Source organism: Pseudomonas sp. MWU13-2517 (assembly GCF_023242545.1).
Taxonomy (GTDB): domain Bacteria; phylum Pseudomonadota; class Gammaproteobacteria; order Pseudomonadales; family Pseudomonadaceae; genus Aquipseudomonas.
The window spans coordinates 105,430-119,040 of sequence record NZ_JALMFA010000015.1 but is presented as its reverse complement, the minus strand read 5'-3'; the positions used below and the strand labels follow the sequence as shown (position 1 = coordinate 119,040).

Below are 13,611 nucleotides of genomic sequence, written 5' to 3'. Positions count from 1 at the left end.
CTGGCCATGAAGAAGATCCATTGCGCAGAGCGTCATGACTGGAAACAGACGGCCGAAAGCCTCGGCTTTCTGTTCCATACCATTGACGACGAACCCTACTGGGACGAGCGCGCGTATTACCAGTTCACGCTCAAGCAAATCGAGCAAGACCTCGAAGACCCGACCACCGAGATCCATGACATGTGCATGGACCTCGTGGCCCGCGTGGTCCACAGCGAAGAGCTGCTCGGGCGCCTGAGCATTCCCGCAGCCTTCTTCGACATGATCCGAACCTCATGGCTCGAAGGGCACCCGCACTTGTATGGGCGCATGGACTTCTCCTACAACGGCGCCGGGCCGGCCAGGTTGCTGGAACTCAACTACGACACACCGACCAGCTTGTATGAAGCGGCGGCGTTCCAGTGGGGCTGGTTGGAACAATGCATCGAGCGCGGCTTGCTGCCCAAGCATGCCGACCAGTTCAACAGCATCGACACCAAACTGCACCAGGCTTTCGCCCAGTTGCAGGTCAAGCAGCCGTTCTACTTCGCCTCGATGAAAGACTCGGTCGAAGACAAGGGCACCACCGACTACCTGCGGCTGGTCGCGGAAACAGTCGGCATCGAATCGCGCCACATCGACATCGAAGACATCGGTCTGACCAGTGAAGGCCGTTTCGTCGATCTCGAAGATCGCTGGATTCCCCACCTGTTCAAACTGCACGCCTGGGAATTCATCTTCCACGAGCCTTTTGGTGCGGCGATCGCCCAGAGTGACACGCAGTTTTTCGAGCCCGCCTGGAAATCCGTCCTCTCCAACAAAGGCATCCTGCCGCTGTTGTGGGAGTTCAACAAAGGCCACCCGAATCTGCTCGCGTCCCACCTGGATGCCGACCCCGGCAAGGCCGTGCCGAAGGGCTGGGTGCGCAAGCCGTTCTTCTCGCGGGAAGGCGCGAATATTGAGCTGCAAACCGCCGACGGCCTGATCGTGAAGGAGGACGGGCCTTACACGGATGCGCCGTTTATCCTTCAGGAGTTTGCGCCGCTGCCACGGTTTGGCGACAGCTACACGCTGATTGGCTCTTGGGTGATTGGCGATCAGGCCGCAGGCATCGGCGTGCGGGAGGACAATAGTCTGATTACCAAGGATTCGAGCCGGTTTTTGCCGCACTTGATACTGGACTGAGCACATCCGCTGGGGTACGAATGATCAGCGGCGGGCAGCCAGGGTTTCCAGGCCGCAGAGGAGGGTGTCGACGTAGAACGTGAAGCTGTCATTCAGCGCCGCGTCGACACCATTTTGCCAACGCAGGCTGAAGCCGCGATTGCTCAATTGGTCCATGTTCTGCGCGAGCGTGGGGTGTTGCTCCGCGTCGACGGCCCGCAGGTTTTCCTGCACCTGGCGCTGCCAGGCAGCGGTGTTCTCCGACAGGGGGGCGAACTCCAGCGTGGTGAACCCGGCGAGGGCGGCGATAAAGGAGTTATAGGCCCCAGCCAGGGAAGGGCCGCTGAAACCGGCCTGTTGCAACGCGGCCAACACGCCTTCGACCAACTTGAAATCCGTGCTGGCGTTGGACACCAATTGCGAACCCAGCAGTGGTGCGATATTCGGATGTCGGCGCACTGCGTCATGGCAGTTGACCATCGCCGCACGCAGATAATCCTGCCAGCGTTCCTGAGGGTCGGGGGCTACATGTTCCACAATATTTAGCGGGTAATTGAAGTTTGGATATTCTAGGCATTAAAAAGCCGGCTTGTGGCCGGCTTCTCGGGGACTGCGTCAGCTTGTTTTTGACAAACTTCACCAGCCTTCAAATCGCTCAGCCCACGTTGCGTCGGGCTGAATAGTAGGGGCATCCGCGGGAACTCCTCCGCTTCGCCTGGCAGGGCGCATAGCTAAAAGCCACCCCTGCCAAATGTGCCGCGCATGATACCCACATTCATCTCAATTGCCCACCTCAGGTTCCGATTTAGAGCCTTCCCAGCCCAATAAGTGCTCGTCCAGCGGTACGGGTGGGCGTCGGTTGTTGAGGGTGGACCACCAGAACACCCAACCCACGATCTGGAAGCTCTGTTCGAAGCGTTGTTCGTAGGTCAGGTATTCGTCCGGGTGTTCGGCGGCGTTGTGGCTGCGCATGCGCAGGCCGCCGCCGGGACGGTTGTAGAGGTATTTGATGCGCAGCATGCCGTCGTGCTCGACGGCGTAGATTTCGCCGTCGATGATTTGGGTGCGGCCGCGGTCGATGGCGAGGGTGGCGCCTTGTTGGATGATCTCGATCATGCTGTTGTCGACCATGTAGGCGCCGCAGGCACGGTCGGGGTTCACGTTGAGTGTGTCGAGGGTGTGCAGTGAGACGCGGATGCGCTCGGTGGAGGTGAACGTGGGGTGGAGGGGGATCTCCACATCGAGTTTTTCCGGAGGGCAGGCGGGGCCTGTGAGGTACTTTCCGCTTTCTTCGCGGGCGAGTGCAGTCCTTGCAGTGGGGCCTTCCAACAGGAAGTTGGCCGGCGGGTGTTTGGGGCCAAGGCCGGTGTTCAGCCACCGGCTGGAGACGCACAATAACTCTGCGATCTCGTTGAGTCGGCCCATGGGGACACCGCGTTTGAACCAGTTGTTCACGTGTTGAGGCGTGACGCCGCGGTTCTTGGCGAAGTCGGAGGCGGAAAGATGAACTTCCCGTAATAGCGCTTTTAGACGATCACCTGATGTATTCATAAACGCAGAGTTTACTGGCCGGGAAAGCTATTCAAATAAACCATGCGTTGAATTGCGCGTGTAGGTTTTTGCTGGGTTGTAGCCGAATTTTTCTATATCTATACGGTGTTAAACGTTGGTGGTTGTTAGTTGAACTTGGCGTTTAACTTTTTCCATAAAAAAGCCCCGAATGATCGGGGCTTTTTAAATTGCCGAAGCAATGAGAAGTGGGTATCAGCCTTTGTAGGCGGCAACCGACTTCATGATCTCGGCGCGGGCGGCGTCTGCGTTGCCCCAACCGTCGATCTTCACCCATTTGCCTTTTTCGAGGTCTTTATAGTTCTCGAAGAAGTGCTTGATCTGCTCCAGCAACAGTGGCGGCAGGTCGGTGTATTCCTTCACGTCCACATACAGCTGGGACAGCTTGTCGTGTGGCACTGCGATAACTTTGGCATCGCCGCCGCCGTCGTCGGTCATGTTCAGGATGCCAACTGGACGTGCACGGATAACCGAGCCTGGGGTAACCGGGTAAGGGGTTACAACCAGCACGTCGAGGGGGTCACCGTCGTCAGCCAGGGTGTTTGGAATGAAACCGTAGTTGGCCGGGTAGAACATCGGGGTGGCCATGAAACGGTCAACGAACAGGCAGTCGCTGTCTTTGTCGATTTCGTATTTGATCGGCGCGTGGTTGGCCGGAATTTCGATGGCGACGTAGATGTCGTTCGGCAGGTCTTTGCCAGCCGGAATCTTGCTGTAGCTCATTGGGCGTTGCCCCCGTTAATTGGCCAAGAAACTTGGCCGGATTGGCCTAAAAGTGGCGGCGATTATAGGCACATTCTGACGCCGATGCCATGCGCCAGACGTCGCAAGCTCATACGCCGTGCGGCGGGTAGTGCGGGTCATGGGCTTGCAGCCGGGCCAGGCGTTCCAGCGGATCCTGGCGGTAAAAACGGCTGAGTTGCGCGTACACCTGCGGATAGTGGCTGACCAGTAAATCCGGGGCACTGAAGAAATATTCGCTGGTAACGGCGAAGAATTCCGCCGGGTTTTCGGCGGCGTAGGGGTCGATCTCGGTTTCGGCGTCCGGGTTGGCGTCCAGCTGGCGATTGAGGTCATCAAAGGCGCTTTGCATCACACTGGCCCATTCCTGCACACGCATGTCATGGTGCAGCGGCGGCAGGCCGTTGGCGTCGCCGTTGAGCATGTCGAGTTTGTGGGCCAGTTCGTGGATGACCAGGTTGTAGCCTTCCCATTTGCCACTGGCCAATACCCCGGGCCAGGCGAGGATCACCGGGCCTTGTTGCCAGGCTTCGCCGCTGTGTTCGCCGTCCCATTCGTGCTCGACGCCGCTGGCATCGCGATGGCGCTGCGGGCTCAGGAAGTCGTCGGGGTACAGCACGATTTCGTGAAAGCCCTGGTACCAGTCCAGGTCTCCCAGGTTCATCAAGGGCAGTTGCGCCTGGGCGGCGAGCAGCAGGCGTTGTTCCTGATGCAGTTCGACGCCGGGCAGGGCGGTGAGGTGTTTTTCGGCGAGAAACACCACGCACGCTTCGCGCAGCCACTGGTCCTGCTCGGCGCTGATGCCGTCGAGGAAGGTCAGGTGGTGCCGCACCCGTTGCCAGGTGTCATCGGCAATCGGGTGCTTGGCCAGCAGGCGCCGGCGACGCCAGGCGCTGAGGGACCACATCGGTGATTACGGCTTGGCTTCGGAAGAGGTGTTGCCGAAGCGGCTGCGGATCACACCGATGATCATCGGCACGAGGGACAGCAGAATGATGAACACCACCAGCAACGACAGGTTTTTCTTGATAAATGGCACGTTGCCGAAGAAGTAACCCAGGGTCACCAGGCCACCGACCCAGATCACGGTGCCGAATACGCTGAACCCGAAGAAGCGCGGGTAGGGCATTTTGGCGATACCGGCGACGAACGGCGCAAAGGTCCGCAGGATTGGCAGGAAACGCGCCAGGGTCACGGTTTTGCCGCCGTGCTTGTCGTAGAAGTCGTGGGTCTTCTGCAGGTAGTCGCGACGGAAGATTTTTGAGTTCGGGTTACTGAACAGGCGTTCTCCGGCCGTTCGTCCGATCACATAGTTGGTGCTGTCCCCGAGGATCGCCGCCAACATCAACAGGCCCGCCAGCAATACCGGGTCCATACCGCCACCTGCGGCGACGGCGCCGGCGATGAACAGCAACGAATCACCCGGCAGGAACGGCATGACCACCAGGCCGGTTTCACAAAAAATAACCAGGAACAAAATGGCGTAGATCCACACACCGTAGTTTTTCACCAGCATGTCGAGGTATACGTCGAGATGCAGGATAAGGTCGAGCGGGTTGAAATCCATGAATGGCACCTGTGTGAATGGCCCGGCTCAGCAGGCCAGTGCGGGGGGCTACGGTTAAGTTAGGCTACAAGCTTGTGTCGTGATTCTTACAACCGAAAGAGGCCCGCATTATACGGATCGGCAAGTGAAAAGCGTGTTGGTTTTGTAGCGGGGGATGTCGCGGTTATCCAGGATATACATCGATCTGAAGGTGGGACGGGGTTGCTCCGATTGCGCAGTGTCAGTTGGCGTTTCCATTGACTGACCTGCCGCAATCGGGGCAAGCCCCCTGCTACAGCTGATTTTGACATCTCGACGTCAGTCTTCACTGATCGGCAGCACATAGCTCTTGAACTCGGTGTCTTCACGAAACCCGATCGACTCATAGGTCTTCTGCGCCACCTCATTGTCACTGCTGGTGGACACCCGCAGCCGTACCGCATGGGTTTCCTTGGCCATCTTCTTCGCCGTGCGCATCAAGTTGTCTGCCACCAGCTGGCGGCGGGCGTCTTCGGCCACATAAATGTCGTTGAGAATCCACACGCGCTTGAGCGACAACGACGAAAAGCTTGGGTACAGCTGACAGAACCCCAGCAGCTTCTTGTCATCGTCATCCGCCAGGGCCAGGTAAATCACCGACTCCTTGCGCCGCAGGCGCTTTTCCAGGAAGGCCCGCGACGAGTCCGGGAACGGCAACGCGCCGTAGAATTCACGGTATTTGACGAACAAGGGTGTCAGCAGGTCCAGGTGTTCCAGGGTCGCTTGAGTAATCCGCATGTCAGGCCTCGACGTCTAAATGGGGTATGACCACGCAAGGGGCCGTGACTCGATGCTGCCTAACGGCGCTAAAAAGCGCAATCGTGCTGCTATCGGTCATCCGGTGGGCTGAGCAGGAAATTCCCTTTCATCAGGTCCGGATCATCCGACTCGATGGTCTGAACCTGCGCCTCGTCCTTGAGATTGACCCCCGACAGTTGCCGGCGACACGCCTCTTTCATCAAGTAAAGCAGGCGATGAGCCGCCATGCCGTAGCTGAGGCCCTCAAGGCGTACATTGGAAATGCAGTTACGGTAAGCGTCGGTGAGGCCGACCTTGGGGTTGTAAGTGAAGTACAGCCCCAGGCTGTCCGGCGAACTCAGCCCTGGTCGTTCGCCGATCAGGATCACCACCATCCTGGCGCCGAGCAATTGGCCGATTTCGTCGGCCACCGCCACGCGGCCCTGTTCTACCAGAATCACGGGCGACAAGGACCAGCCTTCGGCGTGGGTCTGTTCCTCCATGCGGGCAAGAAACGGCAGCGTGTGTTTATGCACCGCCAGGGCCGACAAGCCATCCGCGACGACCACGGCCAGGTCGACGCCGCCGGGGCGGGCACTTGCGTAATCGCGTAACTGCTGAGCGGATTCATCACTCAGGCGTCGCCCCAGGTCCGGGCGTTGCAGGTACATATGACGGTCGACGGCGGCACTGTGCAGCAACAGGCTGTCACGGCCACGTTCGGCCAACTGGCTGCTCAGGCCCGCATGGTCGAAGGGCAAGTGCACCGCGTCGCGCGCCTGGGCGTGGGCGAATTGAAAATCCAGCTGCGCACTGGTGGGAATGCTGGTGCCGGTGCGGCCCAGCGCAATACGCGCCGGCGTGAGGCGGCGCAGTTCGAGCCACGGGTTGTCGGGCAATTCTACGGGTTGCATCGGTGGCTCCTTCATCCCAATTGCGCCAAGGCGTGGCGAAAGGCTGGCGGCAAGCTGTTGCCAAAGTGCACCTTGCCGTCGGCTTGCGTGAAGATGCCCATCTTCGCCAGCCACTGTTCAAATTCCGGTGCCGGTTTCAAACCCAGGGTTTGACGGGCGTACAAGGCATCGTGAAACGAGGTGGTCTGGTAGTTGAGCATGATGTCGTCGGAGCCCGGGATGCCCATGATGAAGTTGATCCCGGCTACACCCAGCAGGGTCAGCAGGGTGTCCATGTCGTCCTGGTCGGCTTCGGCGTGGTTGGTGTAGCAGATGTCGCAACCCATCGGCACGCCCAGCAATTTGCCGCAGAAGTGGTCTTCAAGGCCGGCGCGGATGATTTGTTTGCCGTTGTACAGGTACTCCGGGCCGATAAATCCTACGACCGTATTTACCAGAAACGGCTTGAAGTGCCGCGCCACCGCGTAGGCTCGGGTTTCGCAGGTTTGCTGGTCTACACCAAAGTGCGCGTTGGCCGACAAGGCGCTGCCCTGGCCGGTTTCGAAATACATCAGGTTCTGGCCCAGCGTGCCGCGGTTCAGGCTCAGGCCGGCTTCGTAACCTTCCTGCAGCACGCTCAGGCTGATGCCGAAACTGGCGTTGGCCGCCTCGGTACCGGCAATCGACTGAAACACCAGGTCCAGCGGCACGCCACGGTTGATCGCCTCGATAGAGGTAGTGACGTGGGTGAGCACGCAGGCTTGGGTGGGGATTTCGTAGCGTTGGATGATCGCGTCGAGCATTTCCAGCATGGCGCAGATCGAGGCGATGCTGTCGGTAGCCGGGTTGATGCCGATCATGGCGTCGCCATTGCCATAGAGCAGGCCATCGAGGATGCTCGCGGCAATGCCCGCCGGTTCATCCGTGGGATGGTTGGGTTGCAGGCGGGTGGATAAACGCCCGCGCAGGCCCATGGTGCCGCGAAACTGAGTGACCACACGGATTTTCTGCGCGACCAGTACCAAGTCCTGCACACGCATGATCTTCGATACGGCGGCAGCCATTTCCGGTGTCAGCCCTGGCGCCAGCGCGCGCAGAGATTGTTCATCGGCGGCGTCGCTGAGCAGCCAATCGCGCAGGCCGCCGACAGTCAGGTGGCTGACCGCGGCAAACGCCGATTTATCATGGGTGTCGATGATCAGCCGGGTGACCTCATCGCTTTCATACGGGATCAGCGCTTCTTCCAGAAAGTGCTTCAGCGGGATATTTGCCAACGCCATCTGCGCGGCCACCCGTTCACCGTCGTTCTGCGCGGCCACGCCGGCGAGAAAGTCCCCGGAGCGTGCAGGGCTGGCCTTGGCCATCACGTCTTTGAGGCTGTCGAAGCGGTAGGTTTGTGCACCCACCGCGTGGGAAAAACTTGCCATACAGTGTCTCCTTGGCGGCGCGGGCAAGGCGCTCGCGCCGAGGTTTACGGCATTCAGTGCAGGGCGGCTTCTGCGGCCTGGATCGCCGCGAATTCTTCTTCCGGCGTGCCCGCTACCAAGTGATGCCGGCTGTAGAAAGCAAAGTAAGCAATTAATACTCCATAGATGATCGCGGCGCCAATCACCACGCGGGGATCGACCAGAAAGCCCGCCACCACGGCCACGCAGGCCAGCACCAGGGCGATACCCGAGGTGAAAATCCCACCCGGTGTGCGGTATGGGCGGTCCATTTTGGGGCGGCGGATGCGCAAGGTGATGTGCGCGGCCATCATCAGCACGTAGGAAATGGTCGCGCCAAACACCGCCACCAGAATCAACAGGTCACCCTGACCGGTCAGCGACAGGCCGAAACCGATGATGCCGGGGATCACCAAGGCCAGCACCGGCGCTTTGCTTTTGTTGGTCTGGGACAGTTTGCGTGGCAGGTAGCCCGCACGGGACAGGGCGAAAATTTGCCGCGAATAGGCATAGATAATCGAGAAAAAGCTGGCGATCAGCCCGGCCAGGCCAACCAGATTGACGAAGCCGCCCATCCAGGTCGAACCGCTGTAGGACAACGCCAGCGCCTCAACCAGCGGATTCCCCGATTTGATCAGCGCGTAGGTGCCGGCGCCGCCTGGCGCAATAACCAGAATCAACAAGGCAAAGCTGGTGAGCACCACGATAGCGCCGATCAGGCCCCGCGGCAGGTCGCGTTTGGGGTTCTTGGTTTCTTCGGCGGCCAGGGGCACGCCTTCTACGGCAAGGAAAAACCAGATCGCATAAGGAATCGCCGCCCACACACCGACGTAGCCGAACGGCAGGAAAGTGCTCGCACCCTTGGCCTGTGTCACCGGGATATCGAGCAGGTTGGCCACGTTGAAGTGCGGCACCATCGATACCAGGAAGACTCCCAGGGCAATGGCCGCGATGGCGGTGATCACAAACATCAGCTTCAGGGCTTCGCCCACGCCGAAGATGTGGATGCCGATAAAGATGATGTAGAACGCCAGGTAAATCGTCCAGCCGCCAATACCAAACAGCGACTCGCAATAAGCGCCGATAAAAACCGCGATAGCGGCGGGGGCGATGGCATATTCAATGAGGATGGCAGTACCCGTGAGAAAGCCGCCCCAGGGGCCGAAGGCGCTGCGGGCAAAACCATAGCCGCCGCCGGCGGTGGGGATCATCGATGACAGTTCGGCCAGGGAAAAACACATGCACAGGTACATGGTGGCCATCAGCAATGTCGCGAGGAACATGCCGCCCCAGCCACCTTGGGCCAGGCCGAAGTTCCACCCGGCGTAGTCGCCGGAGATGACATAAGCAACGCCGAGGCCGACCAGCAGCACCCAACCGGCGGCGCCTTTTTTCAGTTCGCGTTGTTGGAAGTATTGGGAGTCGACTTTTTCGAAGTCGACAGAAGAGCTTGTGGGTTCGCTAGGCATAGGGAAGTACCTTTCGTTGTTATTGTTTTAATTCGGCCTCTTTGGGCCGGATGCAATTGGCAAGTACTTATGAAGATCAACATATGAGGGCGGAGTTGTCCGCGAAAGCGATGGGGCAGTCAATAAATAAGCGACTGTCAGGCCGCTTTCGCGAGCAAGCCCGCTCCCACATTTTCAAGTGCATTTCAAATGGGGAGCGGGTTGTCAGTTAGAAGAAGCCGAGCGGATTGATGTCGTAACTAACCAGCAGGTTTTTAGTTTGCTGATAGTGATCCAACATCATCTTGTGGGTCTCACGGCCCACGCCGGATTTCTTGTAGCCACCAAATGCGGCATGCGCCGGGTACAGGTGGTAGCAGTTGGTCCATACGCGACCTGCCTTGATCGCTCGGCCCATGCGGTAGGCGCGGTTGATATCGCGGGTCCACACACCGGCGCCCAGGCCGAATTCGGTGTCGTTGGCAATCGCCAGGGCTTCGGCTTCGTCCTTGAAGGTGGTGATGCTCACCACCGGGCCGAAGATTTCTTCCTGGAACACGCGCATTTGGTTGGTGCCTTTAAGCAGGGTCGGCTGGATGTAATAGCCGCCGGCCATGTCACCGCTGAGTTGCTCGACTTTACCGCCGGTCAGCAGTTGCGCACCTTCGCCCTTGGCGATATCCAGGTAGGACAGGATCTTGTCGAACTGTTGCTCCGAGGCCTGGGCGCCCACCATGGTGTCGGTGTCCAGGGGGTCGCCACGTTTGATCTGCTCGACTTTCTTCATGACTACCTTCATGAAGTCGTCGTAGATCGACTCTTCGACCAAGGCGCGGGACGGGCAGGTGCACACTTCGCCCTGGTTGAAGAACGCCAGCACCAAGCCCTCGGCGGCTTTTTCGATAAATGAAGGCTCGGCTTTCATGATGTCGGCAAAGAAGATGTTCGGCGACTTGCCGCCCAGTTCAACGGTCGACGGAATGATGTTCTCGGCCGCTGCATGCATGATGTGCGAGCCCACCGGCGTGGAGCCGGTGAAAGCGATCTTGGCGATGCGCTTGCTGGTGGCCAGGGCTTCGCCGGCTTCTTTGCCGAAGCCGTGTACCACGTTGAGCACGCCCGGTGGCAGCAGGTCGCCGATCAGTTCCATCAGCACGTTGATGCCCAGCGGGGTTTGCTCGGCGGGCTTGAGGACCACGCAGTTACCGGCCGCCAGAGCCGGTGCGAGTTTCCACGCGGCCATCAGCAGTGGGAAGTTCCACGGGATGATCTGGCCGACCACGCCCAGCGGTTCGTGGAAGTGATAGGCGGCGGTGAGTTCGTTGATTTCGGCGCTGGTGCCTTCCTGGGCGCGGATGCAGCCGGCGAAGTAGCGGAAGTGGTCGGCGGCGAGCGGGATGTCGGCGTTGAGCGTTTCACGCACGGCCTTGCCGTTGTCCCAGGTTTCGGTAATGGCCAGCAGTTCGAGATTCTGCTCGATGCGGTCGGCGATTTTCAGCAATACCAGCGAGCGGTCCTGGGCCGAGGTCTTGCCCCAGGCGTCAGCGGCGGCATGGGCGGCGTCCAGCGCCTTGTCGATGTCTTTGGCAGTGGAGCGGGGGAATTCGGCGATAGGCTTGCCGTTGACCGGCGAGGTGTTGGTGAAATAGTTGCCGTCGACTGGCGCAACGAATTCGCCACCAATGTAGTTGCCGTACTTGGCCTTGAACGAAACGATCGCGCCTTCAGTACCGGGGTGTGCGTAACGCATGGTGGGTATCTCCTGGCTTTTATGTTTATTGGAGTGCAGCGCAAAGCGCTTGATAAAGCGTAGAGCAAAGGTCGGGCCACTGCTGCGCTTGCCAGGTAAATCAAGGGCTTGGGATTTGTTGCAGGGCGTTACTGTGGCGCTTGTGGCACAGCCCGGGTGACAACGTGTGCCATAAACGATACAGCCTGTGACCGGTGAGTCTGCCCGGGATTGCAATGGTCGTATGGCTGGGGGATGCTGGCTGTTCTCACGCAGGGAGAATAATAAGAACATGCACAACGATCATTTCAGTCGCCATGCCCAGCAAGTCTTGACCGTCACCCGCGGGCGAGACCTTTCCCAGGGCCCGGGCAGCGACCCGTCCATCGCCCGCTCCTGGTTGCGTTGCCTGGAGGATTATCACCTCGACCCCGCTCAGACCATCGCCCCCACCGTGCTTGAACACGGCCGCCTGCTGGAAAGCCGCGAACGCCTGCAGCAAGTGCTGCACATTGCGGGCAGCGAGATGAACAGCCTGCACCAGCAACTGTCGGGCGCCGGCCATGCCGTGCTGCTCACCGACGCGCGCGGGGTGATCCTCAACTGTGTGACCGCGCCGTCCGAGCGCAAGATTTTCGAGCGTGCCGGGCTGTGGCTTGGCGCCGATTGGAGTGAAGCCTGTGAAGGCACCAATGGCATCGGTACCTGCCTGGTGGAGCGCCAGTCCCTGACCATTCACCGCGACGAACATTTTCGCGGCCGTCACACCGGGCTGACCTGCTCTGCGAGCCCGGTATTCGACCCGCATGGCGAATTGCTTGCGGTGCTGGATGTGTCATCTGCACGGCAGGCGGTGTCGCGCCAGAGCCAGTTCCACACCATGGCGCTGGTGAACCTGTCGGCGAAGATGATCGAAAGTTGCTATTTCCTGCGGCATTTTGAACATCACTGGCTGTTGCGCTTTCACCTGCAAGCCGAGTCGGTGGGGCTGTTCAGCGAAGGGCTGCTGGCGTTCGATGGGGAAGGGCGTATTTGTGCAGTCAACCAGAGTGCCCTGAACCTGCTGGGGCAGGGGCGCGGCGGCTTGCTGGGGCAACCGGTAGAGGCTTATTTCGACTGCTCCCTTGATTTGCTGCTCGGTCGGGCCAGCGCCAACGCCACGGCCAGCTGGCCGTTGCGTACCCGTGATGGCCGGCATCTGTTCGCCGTGTTGCGCGGGCAGTCGCGCAGCGTACCTGCCGCTATACCCGCCCCTGCGGTCAAGGCCGAGCCACCTCGCCAGCCCGGTATCTGTCTGGGTGATCCGGGGCTGCAAAGCGATTTTCGCAAAGCGCTGCGGGTGTTCGAGCGCGACGTGCCGTTGCTGGTCGGCGGTGAGACCGGGTCCGGCAAGGAAGCGTTCGCCAAGAGCGTTCACCAGGCCAGTCAGCGTGCCGATAAGGCTTTTATTGCCCTCAACTGCGCCGCCATTCCGGAAAGTCTGATTGAGAGTGAGCTGTTTGGTTATCGCGCCGGCAGCTTTACGGGCGCCCGTAAGGAAGGCATGCAGGGTAAGTTGCAACAGGCTGACGGTGGCACGCTGTTCCTCGATGAAATCGGTGACATGCCGCTCGCGTTGCAATCGCGGCTCTTGAGGGTGCTGGAAGATCGCATGGTAGTGCCCCTCGGCGGCGAGCCTCAGGCGGTGAATGTCAGGATTATCAGCGCCACTCACCGCAACCTGATTGAGCGGGTGCAGGAAGGCAGCTTTCGGGAGGACTTGTACTATCGACTGAACGGCCTGGAAATTTCTTTGCCGCCTGTGCGTGAACGCAGCGATAAAGAGCAGTTGCTGGCGTTTTTGCTGGCACAGGAAGCAGGCGGACAACCGGTGTCACTGGACAACGCCGCGCGCCAGGCGCTGTTGGCTTACACCTGGCCGGGTAATGTGCGGCAGCTGCGTACGGTGTTGCGCACGTTGGTCGCGCTGTGTGACAACGAAATAATCGGCGTGGATGATTTGCCCGCAATGATTCGTGTGGCGTCACAGCGCCCAAGCGTTACTGATGTACCGTCCCGTTCGAGGCTGGAGGATGCCGAGCGCCTGGCGTTGGTCAGTGTCCTGGAACAGCAGCGCTGGCAGATGACCCGTGCTGCGGAGCAGTTGGGGATCAGTCGTAATACCCTGTATCGGAAGTTACGTAAGTATGGAGTCGAGTTGCGTATGAAGCGTGAGAAGGGGTAATTATCCAGTTGCTTCTGTGTGTTGATGTGTGGAACTGGAGAAATTTTCTATCCACTTATTGAGTGCCACTGAATGATTGGCCCAATGAGGTGATTG

The 13,611-nt window shown here is 59.6% G+C and carries 12 protein-coding genes; 2 read left to right on the top strand and 10 right to left on the bottom strand.

Annotated elements, in window-relative coordinates; translation table 11 throughout:
- The first annotated feature begins 6 nt into the window (after positions 1–6).
- On the top strand, positions 7–1,164 hold the full coding sequence (locus tag M5B97_RS21510) for a glutathionylspermidine synthase family protein (RefSeq protein WP_248732609.1): 1,158 nt from the start codon (positions 7–9) through the stop codon (positions 1,162–1,164).
- Positions 1,165–1,188: 24 nt separating this feature from the next.
- Here M5B97_RS21510 and M5B97_RS21505 read toward each other — a convergent pair whose 3' ends face one another.
- From M5B97_RS21505 to M5B97_RS21460, 10 genes are all read right to left on the bottom strand, one after another.
- The gene (locus tag M5B97_RS21505; RefSeq protein WP_248732608.1) at positions 1,189–1,680 is read right to left on the bottom strand and encodes a TetR/AcrR family transcriptional regulator C-terminal domain-containing protein; all 492 of its coding nucleotides are present in this window, start codon (positions 1,678–1,680) and stop codon (positions 1,189–1,191) included.
- Between the two features lie 243 nt (positions 1,681–1,923).
- Positions 1,924–2,694, bottom strand: coding sequence for a S24 family peptidase (locus M5B97_RS21500; RefSeq protein WP_123717393.1), 771 nt, complete (start codon positions 2,692–2,694; stop codon positions 1,924–1,926).
- Between the two features lie 213 nt (positions 2,695–2,907).
- Positions 2,908–3,435, bottom strand: coding sequence for an inorganic diphosphatase (gene ppa, locus M5B97_RS21495; RefSeq protein ID WP_003176323.1), 528 nt, complete (start codon positions 3,433–3,435; stop codon positions 2,908–2,910).
- 109 nt (positions 3,436–3,544) lie between these two features.
- Positions 3,545–4,360: a M90 family metallopeptidase gene (locus M5B97_RS21490; RefSeq protein WP_134660527.1), complete on the bottom strand. Its 816-nt coding sequence runs from the start codon at positions 4,358–4,360 to the stop codon at positions 3,545–3,547.
- A 6-nt stretch (positions 4,361–4,366) separates the two neighbouring features.
- Positions 4,367–5,020 (bottom strand): DedA family protein, encoded by a 654-nt coding sequence (locus M5B97_RS21485; RefSeq protein ID WP_123717395.1) that lies wholly within the window; start codon positions 5,018–5,020, stop codon positions 4,367–4,369.
- Between the two features lie 297 nt (positions 5,021–5,317).
- Complete coding sequence (locus tag M5B97_RS21480; protein WP_123717396.1) at positions 5,318–5,776, bottom strand: GNAT family N-acetyltransferase; 459 nt, start codon at positions 5,774–5,776, stop codon at positions 5,318–5,320.
- Between the two features lie 89 nt (positions 5,777–5,865).
- The gene (gene eutC, locus M5B97_RS21475) at positions 5,866–6,705 is read right to left on the bottom strand and encodes an ethanolamine ammonia-lyase subunit EutC (protein WP_248732607.1); all 840 of its coding nucleotides are present in this window, start codon (positions 6,703–6,705) and stop codon (positions 5,866–5,868) included.
- Positions 6,702–8,096, bottom strand: a complete 1,395-nt coding sequence (locus tag M5B97_RS21470) for an ethanolamine ammonia-lyase subunit EutB (RefSeq protein WP_123717398.1) — start codon at positions 8,094–8,096, stop codon at positions 6,702–6,704. The genes eutC and M5B97_RS21470 overlap by 4 nt, the downstream gene beginning before the upstream one ends.
- A gap of 53 nt (positions 8,097–8,149) precedes the next feature.
- Entirely contained in the window at positions 8,150–9,583 is a 1,434-nt protein-coding gene (eat, locus tag M5B97_RS21465) for an ethanolamine permease (RefSeq protein ID WP_248732606.1), read from the bottom strand.
- A gap of 208 nt (positions 9,584–9,791) precedes the next feature.
- Positions 9,792–11,312, bottom strand: a complete 1,521-nt coding sequence (locus tag M5B97_RS21460) for an aldehyde dehydrogenase family protein (protein ID WP_123717400.1) — start codon at positions 11,310–11,312, stop codon at positions 9,792–9,794.
- A 271-nt stretch (positions 11,313–11,583) separates the two neighbouring features.
- Between M5B97_RS21460 and M5B97_RS21455 the strand changes: the two genes are divergently transcribed.
- Positions 11,584–13,515 carry a sigma-54-dependent Fis family transcriptional regulator gene (locus tag M5B97_RS21455; protein WP_248732605.1) on the top strand — a complete coding sequence of 644 codons (1,932 nt, stop codon included), beginning with the start codon at positions 11,584–11,586 and terminating at the stop codon, positions 13,513–13,515.
- The last annotated feature ends 96 nt before the right edge of the window (positions 13,516–13,611 follow it).

What these genes read in the sequence shown, in the direction of transcription:
- M5B97_RS21510 (WP_248732609.1), top strand. Translation starts at nt 7, where the DNA reads ATGAAGAAGATCCATTGCGCAGAGCGTCATGACTGGAAACAGACGGCC.
- M5B97_RS21500 (WP_123717393.1), bottom strand. Translation starts at nt 2,694, where the DNA reads ATGAATACATCAGGTGATCGTCTAAAAGCGCTATTACGGGAAGTTCAT.
- ppa (WP_003176323.1), bottom strand. Translation starts at nt 3,435, where the DNA reads ATGAGCTACAGCAAGATTCCGGCTGGCAAAGACCTGCCGAACGACATC.
- M5B97_RS21490 (WP_134660527.1), bottom strand. Translation starts at nt 4,360, where the DNA reads ATGTGGTCCCTCAGCGCCTGGCGTCGCCGGCGCCTGCTGGCCAAGCAC.
- M5B97_RS21485 (WP_123717395.1), bottom strand. Translation starts at nt 5,020, where the DNA reads ATGGATTTCAACCCGCTCGACCTTATCCTGCATCTCGACGTATACCTC.
- M5B97_RS21480 (WP_123717396.1), bottom strand. Translation starts at nt 5,776, where the DNA reads ATGCGGATTACTCAAGCGACCCTGGAACACCTGGACCTGCTGACACCC.
- eutC (WP_248732607.1), bottom strand. Translation starts at nt 6,705, where the DNA reads ATGAAGGAGCCACCGATGCAACCCGTAGAATTGCCCGACAACCCGTGG.
- M5B97_RS21470 (WP_123717398.1), bottom strand. Translation starts at nt 8,096, where the DNA reads ATGGCAAGTTTTTCCCACGCGGTGGGTGCACAAACCTACCGCTTCGAC.
- eat (WP_248732606.1), bottom strand. Translation starts at nt 9,583, where the DNA reads ATGCCTAGCGAACCCACAAGCTCTTCTGTCGACTTCGAAAAAGTCGAC.
- M5B97_RS21460 (WP_123717400.1), bottom strand. Translation starts at nt 11,312, where the DNA reads ATGCGTTACGCACACCCCGGTACTGAAGGCGCGATCGTTTCGTTCAAG.
- M5B97_RS21455 (WP_248732605.1), top strand. Translation starts at nt 11,584, where the DNA reads ATGCACAACGATCATTTCAGTCGCCATGCCCAGCAAGTCTTGACCGTC.